General features: G+C 72.3%; 18 protein-coding genes and 1 pseudogene. 1 reads left to right on the top strand and 18 read right to left on the bottom strand.

Going from position 1 to position 22,161, the window contains the following annotated elements:
• Nucleotides 1-6: 6 nt before the first annotated feature.
• The 18 genes and pseudogenes from OG896_RS34220 to pgsA form a co-directional block, all read right to left on the bottom strand.
• Nucleotides 7-1,143 carry a caspase family protein gene (locus OG896_RS34220; RefSeq protein WP_329371582.1) on the bottom strand — a complete coding sequence of 379 codons (1,137 nt, stop codon included), beginning with the start codon at nucleotides 1,141-1,143 and terminating at the stop codon, nucleotides 7-9.
• A complete protein-coding gene (locus OG896_RS34215) occupies nucleotides 1,127-1,786 on the bottom strand; it encodes an effector-associated constant component EACC1 (RefSeq protein WP_329371580.1) in 660 nt (219 codons plus the stop codon). Before OG896_RS34215 ends, OG896_RS34220 begins: the two co-directional genes overlap by 17 nt.
• Nucleotides 1,779-3,206 (bottom strand): serine/threonine-protein kinase, encoded by a 1,428-nt coding sequence (locus OG896_RS34210; RefSeq protein ID WP_329371578.1) that lies wholly within the window; start codon nucleotides 3,204-3,206, stop codon nucleotides 1,779-1,781. The genes OG896_RS34215 and OG896_RS34210 overlap by 8 nt, the downstream gene beginning before the upstream one ends.
• Before the next feature lie 61 nt (nucleotides 3,207-3,267).
• A complete protein-coding gene (locus OG896_RS34205) occupies nucleotides 3,268-5,607 on the bottom strand; it encodes a RelA/SpoT family protein (protein ID WP_328473857.1) in 2,340 nt (779 codons plus the stop codon).
• Between the two features lie 483 nt (nucleotides 5,608-6,090).
• Nucleotides 6,091-6,651 carry an adenine phosphoribosyltransferase gene (locus OG896_RS34200; protein WP_329371576.1) on the bottom strand — a complete coding sequence of 187 codons (561 nt, stop codon included), beginning with the start codon at nucleotides 6,649-6,651 and terminating at the stop codon, nucleotides 6,091-6,093.
• 131 nt (nucleotides 6,652-6,782) lie between these two features.
• A complete protein-coding gene (secF, locus tag OG896_RS34195; RefSeq protein ID WP_329371574.1) occupies nucleotides 6,783-7,973 on the bottom strand; it encodes a protein translocase subunit SecF in 1,191 nt (396 codons plus the stop codon).
• Complete coding sequence (secD, locus tag OG896_RS34190; RefSeq protein ID WP_329371572.1) at nucleotides 7,973-9,754, bottom strand: protein translocase subunit SecD; 1,782 nt, start codon at nucleotides 9,752-9,754, stop codon at nucleotides 7,973-7,975. Before secD ends, secF begins: the two co-directional genes overlap by 1 nt.
• Nucleotides 9,755-9,830: 76 nt before the next feature.
• Nucleotides 9,831-10,334 (bottom strand): preprotein translocase subunit YajC, encoded by a 504-nt coding sequence (gene yajC, locus OG896_RS34185; RefSeq protein ID WP_329371570.1) that lies wholly within the window; start codon nucleotides 10,332-10,334, stop codon nucleotides 9,831-9,833.
• Between the two features lie 164 nt (nucleotides 10,335-10,498).
• Nucleotides 10,499-11,578 carry a Holliday junction branch migration DNA helicase RuvB gene (gene ruvB, locus OG896_RS34180; protein ID WP_328461557.1) on the bottom strand — a complete coding sequence of 360 codons (1,080 nt, stop codon included), beginning with the start codon at nucleotides 11,576-11,578 and terminating at the stop codon, nucleotides 10,499-10,501.
• Nucleotides 11,579-11,766: 188 nt separating this feature from the next.
• Entirely contained in the window at nucleotides 11,767-12,384 is a 618-nt protein-coding gene (ruvA, locus tag OG896_RS34175; protein ID WP_329371567.1) for a Holliday junction branch migration protein RuvA, read from the bottom strand.
• A complete protein-coding gene (gene ruvC, locus OG896_RS34170; protein WP_329371565.1) occupies nucleotides 12,381-12,995 on the bottom strand; it encodes a crossover junction endodeoxyribonuclease RuvC in 615 nt (204 codons plus the stop codon). Before ruvC ends, ruvA begins: the two co-directional genes overlap by 4 nt.
• A 144-nt stretch (nucleotides 12,996-13,139) precedes the next feature.
• Nucleotides 13,140-13,892, bottom strand: coding sequence for a YebC/PmpR family DNA-binding transcriptional regulator (locus OG896_RS34165; protein ID WP_328461563.1), 753 nt, complete (start codon nucleotides 13,890-13,892; stop codon nucleotides 13,140-13,142).
• Between the two features lie 79 nt (nucleotides 13,893-13,971).
• Complete coding sequence (gene pdxT / locus OG896_RS34160) at nucleotides 13,972-14,565, bottom strand: pyridoxal 5'-phosphate synthase glutaminase subunit PdxT (RefSeq protein WP_329371563.1); 594 nt, start codon at nucleotides 14,563-14,565, stop codon at nucleotides 13,972-13,974.
• 7 nt (nucleotides 14,566-14,572) lie between these two features.
• On the bottom strand, nucleotides 14,573-15,517 hold the full coding sequence (gene pdxS / locus OG896_RS34155; RefSeq protein WP_329371561.1) for a pyridoxal 5'-phosphate synthase lyase subunit PdxS: 945 nt from the start codon (nucleotides 15,515-15,517) through the stop codon (nucleotides 14,573-14,575).
• 72 nt (nucleotides 15,518-15,589) lie between these two features.
• A complete protein-coding gene (locus tag OG896_RS34150; protein WP_328461569.1) occupies nucleotides 15,590-16,141 on the bottom strand; it encodes a hypothetical protein in 552 nt (183 codons plus the stop codon).
• A gap of 314 nt (nucleotides 16,142-16,455) precedes the next feature.
• The gene (locus tag OG896_RS34145) at nucleotides 16,456-17,577 is read right to left on the bottom strand and encodes a glycosyltransferase family 4 protein (protein ID WP_329371559.1); all 1,122 of its coding nucleotides are present in this window, start codon (nucleotides 17,575-17,577) and stop codon (nucleotides 16,456-16,458) included.
• A gap of 374 nt (nucleotides 17,578-17,951) precedes the next feature.
• Nucleotides 17,952-18,848, bottom strand: a pseudogene (locus tag OG896_RS34140) (phosphatidylinositol mannoside acyltransferase); the annotation flags it as partial.
• Nucleotides 18,845-19,513 carry a phosphatidylinositol phosphate synthase gene (gene pgsA, locus OG896_RS34135; protein WP_328461574.1) on the bottom strand — a complete coding sequence of 223 codons (669 nt, stop codon included), beginning with the start codon at nucleotides 19,511-19,513 and terminating at the stop codon, nucleotides 18,845-18,847. The gene pgsA and the pseudogene OG896_RS34140, both read right to left, overlap by 4 nt.
• A gap of 359 nt (nucleotides 19,514-19,872) precedes the next feature.
• Here pgsA and OG896_RS34130 point away from each other — a divergent pair, with 359 nt between their 5' ends.
• Nucleotides 19,873-22,116: an elongation factor G-like protein EF-G2 gene (locus OG896_RS34130; RefSeq protein WP_329371556.1), complete on the top strand. Its 2,244-nt coding sequence runs from the start codon at nucleotides 19,873-19,875 to the stop codon at nucleotides 22,114-22,116.
• Nucleotides 22,117-22,161: the final 45 nt, after the last annotated feature.

Below are 22,161 nucleotides of genomic sequence, written 5' to 3'. Positions count from 1 at the left end.
GGCGGGCTACCGCCCGCGTTCGCCGAGGCCGAGTTCGGTCAGGTCCAGGGCGTGCTTGAGCACCTCGCATGCCTGGATGTGGTTGCCGGACTCCTGGAGCAGGTCGGCGAGGCGCCGGCAGACCTGGACCGCCTCGGGCCCGAACGACTTGTGGGTCTCCATGAACGCCTGCTCCAGCACCTCGACGGCCTCCCGGCTCCGTCCGGTGTCGGCGAGCAGTTCCGCCAGTTCGAGCTGGACGGCGAAGTTGTTCGCCCCGGTGCCGGGCGCGCCTTCCTGCAACGCCAGCCGCAGCACCGGCAGCGCGTCCCTGCTGCGGCCCACGGACCGCAGCAGGCGGGCGAGGTTGAGCCCGGCGGCGAGCATGGCCGCCCGCACCTCCTCGCGCAGCACCGGTCCTGCGGGGACGGGTTCGGTCGCGGCGGCGCGGTTGCGGACCAGCGGCAGGCGGCCGGTGTTGTTCTCCTGGTGGCGCTGCGGACGCGGGCGGTTCTTGGCCCGCAGCCGCACGTCCAGCAGCTGGTAGATCGTCTCCAGGTCGATGAGTTCGGGGCCGTCGTCGATGCCCAGGCGCATGATGTCCAGGAGTTCGCCGGTGAAGGCGGTGTACCTCTCGCCGTCGGGCGCCAGCGCCACCCGGTCCCGGGGCGAGGCCGCGAGCACGTAGGCGCCGTCCACCGCGGTCTCGTCGGCGATGCCGCCGTCCAGGGCCCGCGCGGCGCGGCCGCTGAAGCAGCAGTCGAGGACGATGATCTTGCGGCGGGCCCGGGACTGGCGTACGGCCGTGCGCAGATGCTGGTAGGCGACAGCGGTGTAGCCGGTGTTGGCCCGCGACCCGGACAGGGCGAGGTACAGGTCCGCGGATTCCGCGTCCCGCAGGCCGTGGCCCGCGTAGTACACCAGCAGCGTGTCGGCGGCCTCGTCCCCGGCGCGGTGCACCGGGTCGAGCAGCGCCGAGGAGTCCTGCGGGTCGGTGACCACCAGGCAGTGCGGGTCGGGCAGGCCCCACAGCATCGGATCGCCCAGTGCCTGTGCGAGGTCGCGCAGGTTGGCGTTGACCGCGGGCAACTGCTCCAACTGGAGGTAGGCGGCGGTGCCGATGAGCACGGCACGCGAGGCCATCGGATCAGGAAGGCGTTCCATCACCTTCCGGCTCCTCCGTGAGGCGGGCGGGGATGTGCTCGTCCGGGCGGGGCGCCGGGGTGTGCGCGGCAAGGGAAGACGCGGGCGCAGGCGCAGGCGCGGGTACGGGCGCAGGCGCGGGTACGGGTACGGGCGCAGGCGCGGCAGTCGGCGGGGACGGGGGCGAAGGCGCGGGGATTCTCGGAGGTGTCGAGGGCATGGGGGGTGGTGGAGGGGCGGCGGCCGCGATCGCCATCTGATCCGCCGGGACCGGTCCTCGTGCCTCCGCCCCGTCGGGACGCTCCGCGGTCAGGAGTTCGACGGCGCGGGCGAGCGTCGCCGCGTCGACCTCCGGCGTCGCCGGAATCTCCACCGTCATGCCGCCGCGCCGCAGCGTGATGGCCGGCGGCCGACGCCGGGCGTCGCGCCACTGGAGGATGGAGACCAGCAGGGCACCGGCGGACAGGCCGGAACCGATGGAGAGTTGCAGGATGTCGAAGGCGCCGCCCATCGTGCCGGGTTGGGGTGGCCTGCCGTCGTGGACCCGGCCGTCCGCGCGGCCCGCCAGGTTCTCGTCGGCGCGCACCCAGCGCAGCAGGGAGCGCAGGTCGTCCTCCGCGCTGTCCCCCGGGTCGCCGGCCGTCCTCACCTCGATCTCAACCACGTCCGGTGCCCCTTTCCGCTTCGCATCGCTCGCTCACCGCGGAGAACAGCGCCACGGCCTCTCCGCCCGCGCCCAGCCGGGACAGGCACATCGCCTGCCAGAACTGGGCGGCCAGCGTCGTGGGGTGGTCGCGGCCGAGGGAGGTCGGGCAGACCCGGGCGAGCGTGCCGAGAATGCGCACCGCCTCCTGAAGGTCGCCGCGGTGCACGAGGGTGACGGCCTCGCGCAGCCGGGACGTCGCCTTCGGCTCCGTCATGCCGCTCATCACCATCTGCTGGGTGGTGCCGCTGAGCGCGAGCCGATCGGAAGCTCCTGTCGCGGGCCACTGCGCGGCCTCCTGCTCGGCGGTGGACCGCGGCCCTGCGAAGACGACCTGCGAGCCACCCAGATATTCGGGGTTCTCGGCCGGTGCTGACGCCGTGTCAGGCGCTCCCACCGCGTCAGGCGCCGCCGGCGATTCAGTAACGTCAGGCACGTCCGGCGCGGTGAACCCGTCCGGTACGAGCGTGGGCGCGACCTGGTGCACGCTGGCCACCGCCTGGTCCCGTACGCACCTGGCGACCATGTCCCGTACCAGCTGCGTGGTCTCCGGTGCGGAGCCGAGCGGAAGCGCGTCCAGCACCTCCGCCGCGCTCGCGGGCCGTCGGGCGGCGTCCCGCTCGGTCAGCGCGTCCACGAGCGCGGCCAGTCGCTCGGGTATGCCGGGAGTGCCCGCGAGCCGCGGCACCCCGACGTCCACGACCTGGAAGACGATGCCCGCGACCTCTTCCTCGTCGGTGAACGGCTCCCGCCCGGTGAGCATCGTGTACATGCAGGTGCCCAGCCCGTACAGGTCGGCGGTGGGCCGGGGCGAAGCGCCGCGCATGGTCTCCGGCGGCAGGTGCCGCGGGGTGCCCACGACGTCGCCGACCCCGGTGAGCGGGGTGTTGTCGAGGACCCGGGACAGCCCGAAGTCATGGAGTACGACCCGGCCGGACCGGGTGACCATCACATTCGACGGTTTGACGTCGCGGTGCACCACACCTGCCTCGTGGACCGCTTCGAGGCCCCTGCAGATGCTCACCGCGACGGTCTCCACCACCTCGACGGGCAGCGCCCCCTCGCGCTCGACGAGGGTCAACAGCTCGACGCCGTCGAGGAGTTCCATCACCAGGAAGGGGGTGCCCCCGGAGTCCGCGCCGGCGTCCTGGACCCGGACCACCGAGGCGGAGCTGATCCTGGCCAGCGTCTCGGCCTCGCGCCGGAAGCGCTCGAAGACGACGGGATCGGCGCTCAGTCCGCCGGCGGCGAGGACCTTGACCGCCACCCGGCGGCCCAGCGTCAGGTCCTCCGCCTCGTAGACGCGGCTGGTGCCGCCTGCCCCGAGCGGCCGGAGTAACCGGTAGCGGTCGCCGAGTACGCCACCCCCTGCCGTCGCCATCCCCGCCTCCCCGTCCCCGACATGGCCCACGATGAGGACGATCCTATGCCGCCGGGCGGGGCTACCGCTGCCGGCCGGAGGTCACCCGGTAGACGTCGTAGACGCCCTCGACACCGCGGACGGCCTTCAGGACGTGGCCGAGGTGCTTGGGGTCGCCCATCTCGAAGGTGAACCGGGAGATCGCCACCCGGTCGCGCGACGTCTGCACCGCCGCCGACAGGATGTTGACGTGCTGGTCGGACAGCACGCGTGTGACGTCGGAGAGCAGCCGGGCCCGGTCCAGCGCCTCGACCTGGATGGCGACCAGGAAGACCGAGGACTGGGTGGGCGCCCACTCGACGTCGATGATCCGCTCGGGCTGCTGGGAGAGCGAGTCGACGTTGACGCAGTCGGCCCGGTGCACCGAGACGCCGTTGCCCCGGGTGACGAAGCCGATGATCGGATCGCCCGGCACCGGGGTGCAGCAGCGGGAGAGCTTCACCCACACATCGCTCTCGCCCTTGACGATGACGCCCGGGTCGGCGTTCTTCCGCCGCTTGGTACGGCCCTGGGTGGGCGTGGTGATCTCGGCGATGTCCTCGGTGGCGCCGTCCTCCCCGCCGAGCGCGTCGACCAGCTTCTGCACCACGGACTGCGCGGTGATGTGCCCCTCGCCGATCGCCGCGTACAGCGCGGAGATGTCGGGGTAGCGCATCTCGTGGGCGAGGGTGACCAGCGAGTCGCCGGTGAGCACCCGCTGGATCGGCAGGTTCTGCTTGCGCATCGCGCGGGCGATGGCTTCCTTGCCCTGCTCGACCGCCTCCTCGCGGCGCTCCTTGGAGAACCAGGCGCGGATCTTGTTGCGGGCCCGGGGCGACTTGACGAAGCCCAGCCAGTCCTGGGACGGCCCGGCGCCGGACGCCTTGGAGGTGAACACCTCCACGGTGTCGCCGTTGTCGAGGGTGGACTCCAGCGGCACCAGCCGCCCGTTGACGCGGGCACCGATGGTGCGGTGGCCGACCTCGGTGTGCACCGCGTAGGCGAAGTCGACCGGGGTGGCGCCGGCCGGCAGCGCTATCACGTCACCCTTGGGGGTGAAGACGAAGACCTCGCTCTGCGACAGGTCGAACCGCAGCGACTCCAGGAACTCGCCCGGGTCCTCGGTCTCCTTCTGCCAGTCGAGCAACTGGCGCAGCCACGCCATGTCGTTGACCGCGTCGTCCTTCTTGTCCGAACGCGGGCTGTCGGTACGCACCTTGGAGGCGCCGGCCACCGCCTCCTGCTTGTACTTCCAGTGCGCGGCGATGCCGTACTCGGCGCGGCGGTGCATGTCGAAGGTGCGGATCTGCAGCTCGACGGGCTTGCCGCTGGGGCCGATCACGGTGGTGTGCAGCGACTGGTACATGTTGAACTTCGGCATCGCGATGTAGTCCTTGAACCGGCCGGGGACCGGGTTCCATCGCGCGTGAATGGTGCCGAGTGCCGCGTAGCAGTCCCGGACGGTGTCGACCAGCACCCGGATGCCGACCAGGTCGTAGATCTCCGCGAAGTCCCGGCCGCGGACGATCATCTTCTGGTAGACGCTGTAGTAGTGCTTCGGGCGGCCGGTGACGGTGGCCTTGATCCGGGCCGCGCGCAGGTCCTGCTGGACCTGGTCGGTGACCACGGCGAGGTACTCGTCGCGCTTGGGGGCGCGCTCGGCGACGAGGCGGACGATCTCGTCGTACATCTTCGGGTAGAGGATCGCGAAGGCGAGGTCCTCCAGCTCCCACTTGATGGTGTTCATGCCCAGCCGGTGGGCGAGCGGGGCGTAGATCTCCAGCGTCTCGCGGGCCTTCTTCTCCTGCTTCTCCCGCTTCAGGTAGCGCATGGTGCGCATGTTGTGCAGCCGGTCGGCGAGCTTGATGACCAGGACCCGGGGGTCCTTGGCCATCGCGACGACCATCTTGCGGACTGTCTCGGCCTGCGCGGCCTCGCCGAACTTGACCTTGTCCAGCTTGGTGACGCCGTCGACGAGCAAGGCGACCCGGTCGCCGAAGTCGCGGCGCAGCTGCTCCAGGCCGTACTCGGTGTCCTCGACGGTGTCGTGCAGCAGCCCGGCCATCAAGGTGGCGGGGTCCATGCCCAGCTCGGCGAGGATGGTGGTGACCGCCAGCGGGTGGGTGATGTACGGGTCGCCGCTCTTGCGCTTCTGGCCGCGGTGCCAGCGCTCGGCGACCTGGTAGGCGGCCTCGATCTGCCGCAACTGCGCGCTGTCGCCCTTGGGGTCGTTGCCCCGCACGACCCGCAGCAGCGGTTCGAGCACCGGGTTGTACGCGCTGGAGCGCTGCACGCCGAGCCGGGCGAGCCGGGCGCGGACCCGGCTGGAGGACGGGCCGGGGCGGGTCGGCGCGACGCTGCCGGGGGTGCGGACCGGCCGGATGGCGGCCGGGGCGGGCTTGGGCGCGAGAGTGGCGCCGTCGCGCTCCCCGTCACGCTCCGCGTCGCCCTCCGGCTGCGCCGTCTCCGCCGTGGCGGGCGCGGGCGCGGACCGGGGCGCGGACGGAGGTGTGCCCGCGGACGAGGAGGCGGACGAGGACGCGGGCGCCGGCGTGACAGGCGCGGGCGTGCCCTCCCCGCCGTCGGCCGGACCCGTCCCCTGGGCGGTCCCGTCAGCGGCGTTGAGCGGCTGGGCCTGGTCTGGCAACGGCACTCCTCACGCGGTGGAAGTCCCATGGTAACGAGCGGCGGCGCCCGGCGGGCGGCCCGCCAGGGGCAAGGCGGCCCCGGCCGGACCTCCGCGGGCCCCGGAACGCGCGGAGCGCGGGCGTACACCGCTGCGCGCCGGTGTACGCCCCCTGGGGCCGCCAGGGTGGCCCGGCCCGCCGCTCGGCGCCCCAGCGGCCCCAGCGGCCCCGTTACGGGCTCAGACCACCACGAGCGCGTCGAGCGGCACGCCCTTCAGGGCCGGGGCGAGCCGCTCCCGGCCACCGAGCACGGCCAGCTCCAGCAGCACCGCCAGGCCGACGACGCTCGCGCCGGTGCGGCCGATCAGGTCGAGCGCGGCCTCGGCGGTGCCACCGGTGGCGAGCACGTCGTCGATCACGATCACCCGGTCGCCGGGCCCGAAGGCGTCGGCGTGCACCTCGATCTCGGCGGTGCCGTACTCCAGCGCGTAGCCCTGCGCGAGGGTCGGGCCGGGCAGCTTGCCCGCCTTGCGGACCGGTACGAAGCCGAGCCGGGCGCGGGCGGCGGCGGGCGCGGCCAGGATGAAGCCTCTGGCCTCCAGGCCGACGACCTTGGTGGCCGCGTGCCGGCTGCACAGCCCGGCGAGCGCGTCCACGAGGGCGTTGAACGCCACCGGGTCGGCGAGCAGCGGCGTGATGTCCTTGAACATCACCCCGGGCTGCGGATAGTCCGGCACGTCGCGAATCCGGGACAGCAGCAGGTCCCGCAGCTCGGAGGAGGCGGCTTCCGTCGTGGTCATGGTGCTTCTTTCGGTACGGGGTCCGGTACGAGGAGCGCGCGGGCCCGCCGTCCGGGCGCCGGGCGGTACGAGGACGTGAAAACGCCCGCCGCCGCCCGGTGAGGTGCTTCCGGGCGGCGGCGGGCGGCGGATCAGCGGCGCTTGCCGGAGGGGCGGTTGCGGCCGCGGGTGCCCCGGTTGGAGGGCTGGTTGCGGGTCGGGCGGGAGGCGGAGTCGCTGCCGCCGGTGCGCTGGGCGCCGGGGCCGACGACCGCGGGTGCGGCGCCGTCCTCGTCGTCCTCGGGCCGGTCGTCGCTGTCGTCGGGGTCGGCCGGGGACTCGCCGGCGGCGAGCCTGGCCTTCGCCTTCGCCGCCTCGGAGGCCCGCTTGGCAAGCACCCGCTTACGCAGCGACTTCATCTGCGGCTCGTGCTCCTTCAGCTCCGCCACGATCGGGGTGGCGATGAAGATCGAGGAGTACGCACCGGCGGTGAGGCCGACGAACAGCGCGAGCGCGATGTCGTTGAGCATGCCGGCGCCGAGGATGCCGCCACCGATGAACAGCAGCGCGGCGACCGGCAGCAGCGCCACCACGGTGGTGTTGATCGACCGGACCAGGGTGCTGTTGAGGCTGCGGTTGGCGACCTCGCTGTAGGTGGCGGTGTTCTTCTTGGTGATGTCCTTGCTGGCTTCCTTCAGCCCGTCGAACACCACGACCGTGTCGTAGAGCGAGTAACCGAGGATGGTCAGCAGGCCGATCACCGTGCCGGGCGAGACCTCGAAGCCGACGATCGCGTAGACGCCGACGGTGATGGTGAGGTCGTGCAGCAGGGCGACGAGCGCGGCCACGGCCATCCGCCACTCGAAGGCGATGGCGAGATAGATGACCACCAGCACCAGGAAGATGATCAGACCTTCGACTGCCTTGTGGGTGATCTCCTTGCCCCAGCTCGGGCCGACGATCTCCGCGTCGATCTTCGACGACGGGAGGTCGAGGTCCTTGGCGATCTCCTGCTGGACCTTCTTCGACTCGTCCGTGGAGAGTCCGGCGACCTGGATGCGCATGCTGCCGTTGCCGAGCTTCTGCACGGTGGCGTCGCGGCCGTCGGTGTCCCCGGAGATCTTGCTCTGCACGTCGGAGACGGACATGGACGTCTTCGGGGTGTTGAAGACCGCGCCGCCGGAGAAGTCGATGCTCTCCTTCAGGCCGTTCACCACCAGGCCGACGATCGCGACGATCGTGACGATGATGGAGACCGTGTACCAGATCTTCCGCTTGCCGACGAAGTCGTAGCTGACCTCACCGCGGTGCAACCGGTGACCGAGGGTGCCGAGCTTGGACATCAGGCTTCCTTCGTCTCGGAGGACTGGCGGCGGATACGGCGCAGCGGCGGAGTGACGCCCAGGCTCTCCGCGTTGAGGCCGGACCACTTGTGGCCCTTGGCGTAGAAGGCCTTGCGGGCGAGGATCGTCATCAGCGGCTTGGTGAACAGGAACACCACGGCGACGTCGAGCAGGGTGGTCAGGCCGAGGGTGAACGCGAAGCCCCGGACCTTGCCGACCGACACGACGTACAGCACGGCCGCGGCGAGGAAGGACACGAAGTCCGACACCAGGATGGTGCGCCGGGCGCGCGGCCAGCCGCGGGCCACCGCCGGTTGCAGCGACCTGCCGTCGCGTAGCTCGTCCCGGATTCTCTCGAAGAAGACGATGAACGAGTCCGCGGTGATACCGATGGCGACGATGGCGCCGCAGACCGCCGGCAGGTTCAGCGCGAATCCGACCGCCTCACCCAGCAGGCACATGATCGTGTAGGTGAGCCCGGCGGAGACCAGCAGGCTGAGCACGGCGACGAAGCTGAGGCCGCGGTAGTACGCCAGCAGGTAGAGCACCACGAGCGCGAGGCCGACGGCACCGGCGATCATGCCGCCGTGCAGCTGCTCGCCGCCGAGCGCGGCCGAGACGGTGGTCTTGTCGGAGATGTTGAAGGCCAGCGGCAGCGAGCCGTACTTCAGCACGTTCGCCAGGTCGGTGGCGGACTGCTGGGTGAAGTCACCGGAGATCTGGGCGGTGCCGCCGGACAGGGTCGTGGAGACCGAGGGGGCCGACACCACGTTGCCGTCGAGGTCGATGGCGAACTGGTTGTTCGGCGACTGCTGCGCGGACAGCGTCTTGGTGACGGAGGTGAACTGCGAGGAGCCCTTGCTGTCGAAGCTCAGGTTCACCACCCAGCCGTTGCCGCCCTGGGTGTCGAAGTTGGCGTTGGCGCTGGTGACGTGCTTGCCGTCGATCTCGGAGGGGCCGAGCAGGTACTTCACCCACTGCTTGCCCTCCTGGCCGCAGGCGACGACCGGGTCGGTGCCCTTGGTGCCCTCGGCCGCCTTGGCCCGCTCGGCAGCCTTCGTGCAGTCGATGGCCGCGTACTTGGCCTGGAGAGCGGCCGGCACGCCTGACGTCGGGTCGCTGGTCGCGCCGCTGGTGTCGGTCGGGTCCGGCGAGGCGGTGCTCGGCGTCGTCGCGGTCGGCTTCGGGGTGGGGGCCTTGTCCGTGCTCGACTTCAGGGCGTCGGTGACCGCGCGGCCCTGGCTGCTGGTGGACGACGGGCTCGCGGTGGACTTCGACGAGCTCGACGGCGTCGTGCTCGACTTCGGGGTGGCGGAGCCGGACGACTTCGGGGTGGCGCTGCCGGAGGGAGTCGGCGTCGTCGTCGGCGTGGGGGCGCCGGCGCCGTCGGCGAGGACCGGCCGGAAGTAGAGCTGAGCGGTGGTGCCCACCTGCTGCTCGGCCTGGTCGGCGTTGGTGCTCTTGGGGATGTCGACGATGATGTTGTCGCTCCCCTGGGTCTGCACCTCCGCCTCGGAGACGCCCAGGCCGTTGACGCGGTTGTTGATGATGTTGACCGCGGTGTTCATGTTCGCCTTGGAGACGGCCTTGCCCTGGTCGGGCTTGGCGGTCAGCGTGATCTCCACGCCGCCGGCGAGGTCGATGCCGAGCCGCGGGGTCTTGTGGCCGGAGAGGAAGATCCCTCCGGTCAGCGCCACCAGAGCGACGAGGATCACGGCCAGAGCGCGCCCGGGGTATCCCTGGCTCCCCGAGGACCTGCGGCCCTTCTTGGCTGCTGCCACCTTGTTGTCTCTCCCTGTCCTACCGCCCCCGGGCATGCGTGCCCAGGGGTGGCCACGAGTGGATGAAGCCGGACGCTTACTTGGAGGCGGAGCCGTTCTGCTCCTTGGCGGCGTCGTCCTTGGCGGCGGAGCCGTCCTGCTCCGCGTCCGCGTCGGACTTGTCGAGGCTGATGGGCTCCTCGTCGCCGTCGGCCGCCTTGTCCGCGTCCGTCACACCATCGGCCGATGCGGCGTCCCCCGCGACCGCGTCGGCGCCGTCCTCGGCCTCCCCGTCGAGCCCGGCGGGCTCCTCGGGCTCGATGCCGTGCACGATCCGGTTGAACTCCTCCTCGGAGAGCACCGTGCCGATGGCGGACTTGGTGAAGTGGGCGTGAACACCGTCCGTGATCTCCAGGAGGACGGTCTCGTCGTTCACCTCCTTCACCACGGCGTACATGCCACCGATGGTGCGCACGCCGGTGCCGGGCTCCATCTTGTTGCGCATCTCCAACGCCTGGCGCTGCTTGGTCTTCTGCGACCGGGTCATCATGAACATGACGCCGACGATCAGGATCAGGGGGAGGAGAATTCCGATGCTCACGGTGTGGACATTCCTTCGCACGGCCAACGTGGGGGATGGCCTGGATTTCGGGATGTGGGTGCCGATCCAGAGGAAGGGCGTCGGCGGAGTCTAAGCGCTGGCTCGCCGATGGAACAACGCCCAGCATTGCATGGGGGTTCCTAATCGGAAGAGTCTAACCGAGGTCAGGTTCCGAACAGGCCGGTCTGTCCGGTTCCGCCCTGACTCGTCCCACCGCCCTGCTGGGGCGGTACGAGGCCCAGGTGGGACCAGGCCGCGGGGGTCGCCACCCGGCCCCTGGGGGTCCTTGCGAGCAGCCCTTCCCGCACCAGGAACGGCTCCGCGACCTCCTCGACGGTCTCCCGCTCCTCCCCCACCGCGACGGCGAGCGTGGACAGGCCGACCGGGCCGCCCCCGAAGAGTTTCAGCAGCGCGTGCAGGACCGCCCGGTCCAGCCGGTCCAGGCCGCGGGCGTCGACTTCGTAGACCTCCAGGGCCTGGGCGGCGATCTCGCGGTCGACCGCGCCGTCGGCCCGCACCTGGGCGTAGTCCCGCACCCGGCGCAGCAGCCGGTTGGCGATCCGCGGGGTGCCGCGGGAGCGGCCGGCGATCTCGGCGGCGCCGTCGGTGTCGATCCTCACGTCCAGCAGCCCGGCCGAGCGGTGGATCACCCGCTCCAGCTCGGCGGGGGCGTAGAACTCCATGTGACCGGTGAAACCGAACCGGTCGCGCAGCGGCGGCGGCAGCAGTCCGGCCCTGGTGGTGGCGCCGACCAGGGTGAAGGGCGGCAGCTCCAGCGGGATCGCGGTCGCGCCCGGGCCCTTGCCGACGATCACGTCGACCCGGAAGTCCTCCATCGCCATGTAGAGCATCTCCTCGGCCGGCCGGGACATCCGGTGGATCTCGTCGAGGAAGAGCACCTCACCCTCGGTGAGCGAGGAGAGGATCGCGGCGAGGTCGCCGGCGTGCTGGATGGCCGGGCCCGAGGTGATCCGGATCGGCGCGGACATCTCGGCCGCGATGATCATCGACAGGGTGGTCTTGCCGAGCCCGGGGGCCCCCGAGAGCAGGACGTGGTCGGCGGTGGCGCCCCGCTGGCGGGCGGCCTTGAGCACCAGGTCGAGCTGCTGGCGCACCCGCTCCTGCCCGATGAACTCGTCCAGCTCCTTGGGCCGCAGCGCCGCCTCGACCGCCTGGTCCTCACGGTCGGCGGCCGACCCGACCAGCCGGTCGGGCGTATCGGCGGGGGCGTCGTCCCAGTTCATGGCAGGTCTCTCGGGTCGGGCGGGCGGAGGTCGGACACGGTCGGGCGGATGGTTCCGGATGAACGGCTTTCGATGAACGGCTTTCGATGAACGGCTCCGGGTGGACGGGGAACCGGTCGGCGGTGCGGGCTGGTGCGGAGGGTACGGGGTGCGCGGACGGGATCGGCTGACGCGGCGGCGGTACGGCGTCAGCGAGCGCGGTTGAGGGTCTGTAGGGCCGCGCGCAGCAGGGTGCCGACATGGGGCTCGGCGGCGGCCTCGGCCTGCGGGGTGACCGCCGCGACCGCCTCCTCCGCCTCGCGCGGCGCGTAGCCGAGCCCGACGAGCGCGGCCAGCAGCTGCTCGGACCAGGACGGCGGCACCGCGGCGCTAGCACCGCGGCCGGCCGCGGTGCCGGTGCCCAGCGGGGCCCCCAGCCGGTCCTTCAGCTCCAGCAGCAGCCGCTGGGCGCCCTTCTTGCCGATCCCGGGCACCGCGGTGAGGGCTTTCTCGTCGCCGGCCGCGACAGCGGCGCGCAGGGCGTCGGGGGCGTGCACGGCGAGCATCGTCTGGGCCAGTCGCGGGCCGACCCCGCTGACGGTCTGGAGCAGCTCGAAGACCTGCCGCTCGTCGTCGTCGGCGAAGCCGTAGAGGGTGAGGGAGTCCTCCCGGACCACCAGGGAGGTGGCCAGCCGGGCGGGCTCGCCCAGCCGCAGGGCGGCCAGGGTGCCGGGTGCGCACTGCACGGCCATGCCGATCCCACCGACCTCGATGACCGCGGTGTCCGGGGCGAGCGCGGCCACCGGGCCGCTGACGAAGGCGATCACGGGGTGGGCTCCTGAGTGGGTACGGGCGGCCGGTCGGGGGTGCGGCGGGCGGTGCCGCGGTGGGTGGCGGCGGCGCGCTGGGCGGCGGCCGCCTGCTGGAGGCGGTTGCCGGCGACGGCCTGCTGGAGGCGGTTGGTGGCCGGGGAACGCCAGATGTGGCAGATGGCCAGCGCCAGCGCGTCGGCGGCGTCGGCGGGCTTGGGCGGGGCGTCCAGCCGCAGCAGCCTGGTCACCATGGCGCCGACCTGGTCCTTCCCGGCCCGGCCGCTGCCGGTGACGGCCGCCTTGACCTCGCTGGGAGTGTGCAAGTGCACCGGCAGGCCGCGCCGGGACGCGCACAGGATGGCGACCGCGCTGGCCTGGGCGGTGCCCATCACGGTGCGGACGTTGTGCTGGCTGAAGACGCGCTCGACGGCCACGGCCTCGGGGCGGTGCTCGTCCAGCCACGCTTCCAGGCCCCGCTCGATCAGCACCAGCCGGTGGCCGATGTCCGCGTCGGCGGGCGTGCGGATCACCCCGACGCCGGCCATCGTCAGTGCCCGGCCGGGCACGCCGTCGACCACGCCGACACCGCACCGGGTCAGCCCCGGGTCCACGCCGAGCACCCGCATGCCGCCCCCTTCCCGCGCGCGTCCACCGCCGTCGGCGCCACTCGCCAACCTGTTCGTGCAGGTTATCGGTTGGCACCGACAAACAGCGGAGGGGCCGACGGGGTGTGTCCCGTCGGCCCCTCCTGACCGTCCGTCAGCGGCGGCTCAGGCGTCGACCTTCTCCATGACCTCGTCGGAGACGTCGAAGTTGGCGAAGACGTTCTGCACGTCGTCGCTGTCCTCCAGCGCGTCGATCAGCTTGAAGATCCTGCGGGCCCCGTCCTCGTCCAACTCGACCTGCATGGTGGGCAGGAAGTTGGCGTCGGCGGAGTCGTAGTCGATACCGGCCTCCTGGAGGGCCTTGCGGACCGGCACCAGGTCGGTGGCCTCGCTGATCACCTCGTAGGACTCGCCGAGGTCGTTGACCTCCTCGGCGCCGGCGTCCAGGACCGCGCCCAGGACGTCGTCCTCGCCCAGCTCGCCCTTGGGGACGATCACCACGCCCTTGCGGTTGAACAGGTACGACACCGAGCCCGGGTCGGCCATCGAGCCGCCGTTGCGGGTCATCGCCACGCGCACGTCGGAGGCGGCGCGGTTGCGGTTGTCGGTCAGGCACTCGATGAGGACGGCGACGCCGTTCGGCCCGTAGCCCTCGTACATGATCGTCTGGTAGTCCGCGCCGCCGGCCTCCAGGCCCGCGCCGCGCTTCACCGCGCTGTCGATGTTCTTGTTCGGGACCGAGCTCTTCTTGGCCTTCTGGATGGCGTCGAAGAGGGTCGGGTTGCCGTCCGGGTCAGCGCCGCCGGTGCGCGCCGCGACCTCGATGTTCTTGATCAGCTTCGCGAAGAGCTTGCCGCGCTTGGCATCGATCACGGCCTTCTTGTGCTTCGTCGTAGCCCATTTAGAGTGGCCGGACATCCGACAGTCTCCTTCGCGTCACCAGTGCTGTTCTTCGTCGCGTGTTCTTCGTCGCGCGCTCGATCCTACCGGGATACGGTCAGCTCCCCGCGCGCACGGCGGACACGAAGAGTTCATGCACCCGGTGGTCACCGGTCAGCTCCGGGTGGAACGACGTGGCCAGCACGTTTCCCTGCCGTACGGCGACGATGTGGCCGTCGTACTCGGCGAGTACCTCGGTGTTCGCGCCGACCGACTCCACCCACGGCGCGCGGATGAAGACACCCTCGACCGGGCCGCCGGGCACACCCCGCACGTCGACGAACGCCTCGAAGGACTCGTTCTGCCGGCCGAAGGCGTTGCGGCGCACGATCATGTCGATACCGCCGAACGTCTCCTGCCCCGAGCGGGGGTCGAGGATCTTGTCGGCGAGCATGATCAGGCCGGCGCAGGTGCCGTAGACCGGCAGCCCGGCACGGATCGCGGCGCGCAGCGGCCCGGTCAGCCCGAACAGCGCGGCGAGCTTGGAGATGGTGGTGGACTCGCCGCCGGGTATCACCAGCCCGTCCAGGGCGGCCAGTTCCTCGGGGCGCCGGACGGCCGTGGCCGCGGCGTCCGCCGCGGCCAGGGCTGCCAGGTGCTCCCGGACGTCGCCCTGAAGGGCCAGGACGCCGATGGTGGGAGAACTCGTCATCGTCGCCTTACCAGCCGCGGTTCGCGTAGTGCTCGGACTCCGGCAGGGTGTCGATGTTGATGCCGACCATGGCCTCGCCGAGGTTGCGGGAGGCGTCCGCGATGACCTTCGGGTCGTCGAAGAAGGTGGTGGCGCGGACGATGGCCGCGGCGCGCTTGGCGGGGTCGCCGGACTTGAAGATGCCCGAGCCGACGAAGACGCCCTCGGCACCGAGCTGGCGCATCAGCGCGGCGTCGGCGGGGGTGGCCACGCCGCCGGCGGAGAAGAGCACCACCGGCAGCTTGCCGAGCTCGGCGACCTCGCGGACCAGCTCGTACGGGGCGCGCAGTTCCTTGGCGGCGGCGAACAGCTCGTTGTTGTCCAGGCCGCGCAGCCGGGAGATCTCGCCCTTGATCTGCCGCAGGTGGCGGACCGCCTCGACCACGTTGCCGGTGCCGGCCTCGCCCTTGGAGCGGATCATCGCGGCGCCCTCGGCGATCCGCCGCAGCGCCTCGCCCAGGTTGGTGGCACCGCACACGAACGGGGTGGTGAAGGCCCACTTGTCGGAGTGGTTGACCTCGTCGGCCGGGGTCAGCACCTCGGACTCGTCGATGTAGTCCACGCCGAGCGCCTGGAGCACCTGGGCCTCGACGAAGTGGCCGATCCGGGACTTGGCCATCACCGGGATGGACACGGCGCCGATGATGCCGTCGATCATGTCCGGGTCCGACATGCGGGCCACGCCGCCGTCCTTGCGGATGTCGGCGGGCACCCGCTCCAGCGCCATCACGGCGACGGCGCCGGCGTCCTCGGCGATCTTCGCCTGCTCGGGGGTGACGACGTCCATGATCACGCCGCCCTTGAGCTGCTCGGCCATGCCGCGCTTGACGCGGGCGGTGCCGGTCTCGGGGGACGGGGAAGCGGACGGGGAAGCGGTGGACACAGTGACCTCACTCCTGGCGACGGATGTCATTGGCTCCATCGTCCGGCGGCGCCCGGACCACCGGAAAGGGCCAATTCGGCGCAGGTGGCTCCCCCGACACGCCTACGAGGTGGTGGCGCCCCCCTCGGCGGTCAGCACCGCCGGCGGCTCGTCGTCCATCTCGAAGGCGAGCGGGAACGGGGCGTGGCCGGCCAGTCGCAGCCAGCGCACCACCCGGTGCCGGCGGACCGCCCGCGCGGCGCGCACCGCGTCGTTGTGGAACCGCCGGGCCATCGGCACCCGGCGCACCGCCCGGGTCAGCTCGCCGACCGCCTCCGTCCCGCCGGGCGCCGCCCCGATCTCCGCGACCGCGTCGGGTTCGGCGAACACCACGCGCAGCGCCTGGCTCAACTCGCTCTCGGCCACCTCGCGTTGGTCCGGCTCGGCCTGCCGGGCCGCGTGCGCGGCCTCGTACAGCACGATGGACGCGGCCGGGTCCAGTACGCCCGAGGTCGCCAGCTCCTGCGCGACCGAGGCGCGGCGCAGCAGTTGCGCGTCCAGCGCGGCGCGCGCCGCGTCGATCCGCGCGTGGAGGCGGTCCAGGCGCCCCGCGGTCCAGCTCAGGTAGAGCCCGAGCACGATCAGTGCGGCTACGACGCAAATCAGGGTGGTCACCGCGGCACCCTATTCCCCCGGGGTGGTCGGTTCCGTCGGTTCCGGGACCTCGCGCCCGGTGGGTGGCCGGGCTATCTCCCAGGCGAAGCTCTGGGGAAGCGCAGTTCCCCGCGCCCCTGATGCGTACGTGCGGCTCGCCGCGTGCTTGCCCCGAGGGCCCGAGGGCCCGGGCACATCAAGGGGCGCGTGAGGGCACTTCCCTTGGCTCCGCCGGGGGCACCTCCACCCAGGCGAGGATCTGGGGGGAGAACCGCGCGACCGGCCCACCACCGACAGGTGGTCCCCGAACCGGCAGAACGCACCACCCCGGAGGGTCAGGGCGCCGGCCGAACCGCTTCCGCACCCACGGTGACCGTCTCGTAGACCGACAAGATCTCCGCGGCGACCACGGCCCAGTCGAAGCGCCGTACATGCGCGGACGCGCGGGTACGGAGCCGCTCGCGGCCCTCCGCGTCCCCGAGCATCCGCACGGCGGCCGCCGCGAGCGCGTCGGCGTCCCCGTTGGGGAACAACTCCCCCGCGCTGCCCTGCGCCAGCACCTGCGCGAACGCGTCGAGGTCGGCGGCGAGCACGACCGCCCCCGCGGACATCGCCTCCACCAGGATGATCCCGAAACTCTCTCCGCCGAGGTTGGGCGCGACGTAGAGGTCGACGCTGCGCAGCAGCCGCGCCTTGTCCTCGTCGCTGACCATCCCCAGGAACTCGACCCGGTCGTGGAGTTCGGCCGGGAGCGGTTCCAGCGCCTCCCGCTGGTCGCCGCGCCCGGCGACGAGCAGCCGGGCACCGGGCCGCTCCTGGAGGATGCCGGGCAGCGCCCGCATCAGGACCGGCAGCCCCTTGCGGGGCTCGTCGATGCGCCCGATGAACCCGATCGTGTCGCCCTGCCACTCGGGCCGCGGCTGCGCGCGCGCGAAGAACCCGACGTCCACGCCGTTGGGGATGACGACCGCGTCGCCGCCGAGGTGTTCGACCAGGGTGCGCCGGGCGTACTCGCTGACCGCGATCCGCGCGCTGATCTTCTCCAGCGCGGGCTGGAGGATCGGGTAGGCCGCGATCATGGCGCGCGAGCGGGGGTTGGAGGTGTGGAAGGTCGCCACGATCGGGCCGCGGGCCGCCCAGCAGGCGAGCAACCCGAGCGACGGGGAGGTCGGTTCGTGGATGTGGATGACGTCGAACCCGCCGTCGTGCAGCCAGCGGCGCACCCGCGCGGCCGACAGGAAGCCGAAGTTCAGCCGTGCCACGGAGCCGTTGTACGGCACGGGCACCGCGCGGCCGGCGGAGACCGCGTACGGCGGCAGCGGCGTCTCGTCGTCGGCCGGGGCCAGCACGGACACGTGGTGGCCGAGGGCGATCAGATGCTCGGCCAGATCGCGGATGTGGTACTGGACGCCGCCGGGGACGTCCCAGGAGTACGGGCAGACGATCCCGATCCTCAAGTTCTCTCCGTCCCGGGGCGCTCGGTGGGCGCGGTGGATTCGGTGGGCGCGGTGGATGCGGCGGACCGCGCCCCGTCGTCCGGCGCGGAGACGTCACCCGACGCGGGTACGTCGGTCGAAGCGGGTGCGTCGGTCGAAGCGGGTACGTCCGTCGCACCGGACTCGCCACCCGAAGCAGGTGCGTCACCCGACGCGGGTACGTCCGCCGCAACGGACTCGCCACCCGAAGCAGGTGCGTCACCCGACGCGGCTACGTCCGTCGCCGCCGGCTCGTCACTCGACGCGGGTAGGTCGGCCCGCGCCGGCGCGCCGGCGGATTCCGGCGCCTCCGCCGAGGGGGACGCCTCCCCCGGCCCCGCGGGTTGCCCCGCGTCGGCCGGCGCCCGCTGCGGCAGGTCGCTCAGCCAGAGCCGTTGCAGCATGTGCCAGTCCTGCGGGTGCTCGGCGATCCCGGCCTCGTACACGTTCGCCAGCACCTGCGTCATCACCGCCGTGCGGCTCGCGCGGTCGCCCTCGGCCGGGACCTCGACCGGGGGGTGCACCATGCCCTGCATGACGGGCGAGTCGTCGTACCAGAGGGTGACCGGCAGCAGCAGCGCGCCGGTCTGCTGGGCGAGCATCGCCGGGCCCGCGGGCATCCGGGTCTTCTCGCCGAAGAAGTCGACCTCGACGCCGCTCCTGGACAGGTCGCGGTCCGCGACCAGGCAGACCAGGCCGCCCGCGCGCAGCCGCCGCGCGAGGGTGCCGAAGGCGGCGCCGCCGGTGTGCGGCAGGACCTCCATGCCGAGGCTCTCGCGGTAGGCGACGAACCGGTCGTAGAGGGTCTCCGGCTTCAGCCGCTCGGCGACGGTCGCGAACGGCGTCTCCAGCTTGGTGGTGACCCACGCCCCGGCCAGGTCGTAGTTGCCCATGTGCGGCAGCGCGAGGATGACCCCGCGGCCCGCGGCGAGCCCGTCGGTGAGCCAGTGCACGTCCTGTGGGGCGAAGCCGCCGCGGATGCGGTCCTTGCTCCAGGCCGGCAGCCGGAAGGACTCCATCCAGTACCGCAGGTAGGAGCGCATGCCCTGCCGGGACAGCTCGCGCAACCGGTCGGGCCCCGCGCCGGGCACCACGCGCGAAAGGTTCGCCTCCAGCCGCTGGACGCCCTTGCCGCGCTGCCGCCAGGCGGCGTCGGCGATGGTCCGGCCGAGCGCCCTGGCCGCCGGTTCCGGCAGCGTCTTCACCGCGCTCCAACCGAGCCCGTACAGGCCGTCGGTGAGGCGTTCCTTCACACGCCGCTCCCCTGGCCGACCGCCTGCTCGGCGGCCTCGGCCTCGGCGGCTTCCCGGCGCACCGTGACGACCCGCTGGATCAGCGTGATGAGGCTGCCGACGGCGACCACCCACAGGGCGATCGGCAGCAGCCACTGGATGCCGGGGACGCCGAAGGTGCGGTGGAAGCCGGCGAGGCCGCACAGCACCAGCGTGATGACCAGCCGCTCGGAGCGCTCGACCAGGCCGTTGACCGCGACCTTGAGGCCGATCGCCTCGCCGCGCGCCTTGGTGTACGAGACCACCTGCCCGCTGGCGAGGCAGAAGATGGTGACCGCGCACAGCACGAGGTTGTCACCGCCGCCGGCGTACCAGAGCGCGAGGCCGCCGAAGACGGCGCCGTCGGCGACGCGGTCGAGGGTGGAGTCCAGGAACGCGCCCCAGCGGCTGGAGCGGCCGGCCTGCCGGGCCATGTTGCCGTCGACCAGGTCCGAGAAGACGAACAGGGTGATGACGACGGTGCCCCAGAAGAACTCGCCCCGGGGGTAGAAGGCCAGTGCGCCGGCGACGACACCCGCGGTGCCGATCAGGGTCACCGTGTCCGGTGACACCCCCTTGCGCAGGAGGAATCCGGCGAACGGCGTGAGAACACGCGTGAAAAACGCACGCGCGTACTTGTTCAGCATGGCCTTCCCGACAGGTCGGTGGAGTTCGGAGCAGGGATGTACGAAGCGGCCGAACACGGCGGCCGGTGCGGCCGCCGGATGCCCCATCGTAGTCAGACCCGGATGTGGGTGCCCCTGACCCTCCAGGGTGGTGTGTTCCGCCGGCTCGGGGACCACCTGCCGGTGGGTGGTTCTCGCGCGGTTCTCCCCCGGAGCTTCCCCTGGGGGTGCCCCCACGCGCTCCTGGTGGTGCGCGGCTCCCTCCGTGCTTGCCCGGGAGTACCCGCGGCACCCCTCAAGGGTCCCGGCGCCCGATTTGGGCGTACCGTCGAAGGGAACCTGTACGCACCCGCGGAGTGACCCCCGGGAGGCGGGAAACAATGAGTGGTGGCGGTAGGAAGGACGCGGTTCCAGGGGCCGCCGGAGGCGTATCCGCGGCGGCTCCCGCCGGGAGTCGCCCCGAGGCGGTGCGCAACGTGGTGCTGGTCGGCCACAGCGGCGCGGGCAAGACCACGCTGGTGGAGGCGCTGGCGCAGGCCACCGGGGCGGTGGGCCGGGCCGGCCGGGTGGAGGACGGCGGTTCGCTGTCGGACCACGACGAGATCGAGCAGCGCCAGCAGCGCTCGGTGCAGTTGTCCCTGGTGCCGGTGGAATGGGGCGGAGTCCGGGTCAACGTGCTGGACACCCCCGGATACGCCGATTTCGTCGGGGAGTTGAGGGCCGGTCTGCGAGCAGCGGACGCGGCCCTCTTCGTCGTCTCGGCCGCGCAGGACGGCGAGGGCATCGGCGGCGCGACCCGGATGGTGTGGGACGAGTGCGCTGCGGTCGGCATGCCGCGGGCCGTGGTGGTCACGCACCTGGAGTCCGCGCGGGCCGGTTTCGAGGAGACCGCCGCGCAGTGCGCGAGCGAGCTCGGCGGCGACGACCCGGACGCGGTGCTGCCGCTGTACCTGCCGGTGCACGGCCCGGCGGGACCCGACGGCCACGCCCCGGTCACCGGCCTGGTCGGGCTGCTCACCGGCCGGGTCTACGACTACTCCACCGGTGAGCGGGTGGAGGCCGACCCCGACGCCGAGCTGGCCCCGCGGCTCGCCGAGGCCCGCAACCGGCTGATCGAGGGGATCATCGCCGAGAGCGAGGACGAGACGCTGATGGACCGCTACCTCGGCGGCGAGTCGATCGACGTCGGGACCCTCGTCACCGACCTGGAGCGGGCCGTGGCCCGCGGCACCTTCCACCCGGTGCTGGCCGCCGCCCCCGCCGCCGAGGGCTCCCGCCAGGGCCTGGGCACCGTGGAACTCCTCGAACTGGTCACCGGCGGCTTCCCCACCCCGCTGGAGCGCGCCGCCCCGCCGGTCACCGACCCCGACGGCCGCCCCCGCCCGCCGCTGACCTGCGACCCGGACGGCCCGCTGGCCGCCGAGGTGGTCAAGACCACCTCCGACCCCTACGTCGGCCGGCTCAGCCTGGTACGGGTCTTCTCCGGCACGCTGCGGCCCGACGAGACGGTGCACGTGTCCGGGCACGGCATGGAGGACCGCGGGCACGAGGACCACGACGTGGACGAGCGGGTCGGCGCGCTGTCGTCGCCGTTCGGCAAGCAGCAGCGCCCGGTGCCGTCCGCGTCCGCCGGCGACCTGGTGTGCGTGGCGAAACTGACCCGCGCCGAGACCGGTGACACCCTCTCCGACCAGGACCACCCGCTGCTGATGGCGCCGTGGCGGATGCCCGACCCGCTGCTGCCGATCGCGATCGAGGCGCACAGCAACGCCGACGAGGACAAGCTCTCCCAGGGCCTGGCCCGGCTGGTCGCCGAGGACCCCACCATGCGGCTGGAGCAGAACCCCGACACCCACCAGGTGGTGCTGTGGTGCATGGGCGAGGCGCACGCCGACGTGGCGCTGGAGCGGCTGCGCAGCCGCTACGGGGTGCAGGTCGACGCGGTCGCGCACAAGGTGCCGCTGCGCGAGACGTTCGGGCAGCCCGCGACCGCCCGCGGCCGGCACGTCAAACAGTCCGGCGGGCACGGACAGTTCGCGATCTGCGAGATCGAGGTGGAGCCGCTGCCGGTGGGCTCGGGCATCGAGTTCGTCGACAAGGTGATCGGCGGGGCGGTGCCGCGCCAGTTCATCCCGTCGGTGGAGAAGGGCATCCGCGCCCAGGCCGCCCGCGGGGTCGCGCTCGGCTTCCCGGTGGTCGACATCCGGGTCACGCTCTCCGACGGCAAGGCGCACTCGGTGGACTCCTCCGACGCCGCCTTCCAGACCGCGGGCGCGCTGGCGCTGCGGGAGGCCGCCGCCGAGTGCCCGATCCACCTGCTCGAACCCGTGGACGAGGTCGGGGTGTTGGTGCCGGACGCCTACGTCGGCCCGGTGATGAGCGACCTGTCCAGCCGGCGGGGCCGCGTCCTGGGCTCCGAACCGGCGGGCGAGGGCCGCTCGATGGTGCGGGCCGAGGTGCCCGAGATCGAGATCGGCCGGTACGCCATCGACCTGCGCTCCCTGTCGCACGGCACCGGCCGGTTCAGCCGCCACTACGCCCGTCACGAGCCGATGCCGGCGCAACTCGCCGCGAAAATGCATTACTTGGAAGAGGCGGAACAGCAGACGGCGCGCGCCAGGTGACGCCGCGCCGGTAATGTGGAAAGTGCTCCGAACGTGTGATGCGGC

This window comes from Streptomyces sp. NBC_00669 (genome assembly GCF_036226785.1).
GTDB lineage: Bacteria > Actinomycetota > Actinomycetes > Streptomycetales > Streptomycetaceae > Actinacidiphila.
This window is presented reverse-complemented; position numbering and strand designations above follow the sequence as displayed.

Coding starts and splice junctions, on each gene's coding strand:
- OG896_RS34220 (WP_329371582.1), bottom strand. CDS start 1,143: ATGGAACGCCTTCCTGATCCGATGGCCTCGCGTGCCGTGCTCATCGGC.
- OG896_RS34210 (WP_329371578.1), bottom strand. CDS start 3,206: ATGGCGACGGCAGGGGGTGGCGTACTCGGCGACCGCTACCGGTTACTC.
- OG896_RS34200 (WP_329371576.1), bottom strand. CDS start 6,651: ATGACCACGACGGAAGCCGCCTCCTCCGAGCTGCGGGACCTGCTGCTG.
- secF (WP_329371574.1), bottom strand. CDS start 7,973: ATGTCCAAGCTCGGCACCCTCGGTCACCGGTTGCACCGCGGTGAGGTC.
- ruvB (WP_328461557.1), bottom strand. CDS start 11,578: ATGAACTGGGACGACGCCCCCGCCGATACGCCCGACCGGCTGGTCGGG.
- ruvC (WP_329371565.1), bottom strand. CDS start 12,995: ATGCGGGTGCTCGGCGTGGACCCGGGGCTGACCCGGTGCGGTGTCGGC.
- OG896_RS34165 (WP_328461563.1), bottom strand. CDS start 13,892: ATGTCCGGCCACTCTAAATGGGCTACGACGAAGCACAAGAAGGCCGTG.
- pdxT (WP_329371563.1), bottom strand. CDS start 14,565: ATGACGAGTTCTCCCACCATCGGCGTCCTGGCCCTTCAGGGCGACGTC.
- pdxS (WP_329371561.1), bottom strand. CDS start 15,517: ATGACATCCGTCGCCAGGAGTGAGGTCACTGTGTCCACCGCTTCCCCG.
- pgsA (WP_328461574.1), bottom strand. CDS start 19,513: ATGCTGAACAAGTACGCGCGTGCGTTTTTCACGCGTGTTCTCACGCCG.
- OG896_RS34130 (WP_329371556.1), top strand. CDS start 19,873: ATGAGTGGTGGCGGTAGGAAGGACGCGGTTCCAGGGGCCGCCGGAGGC.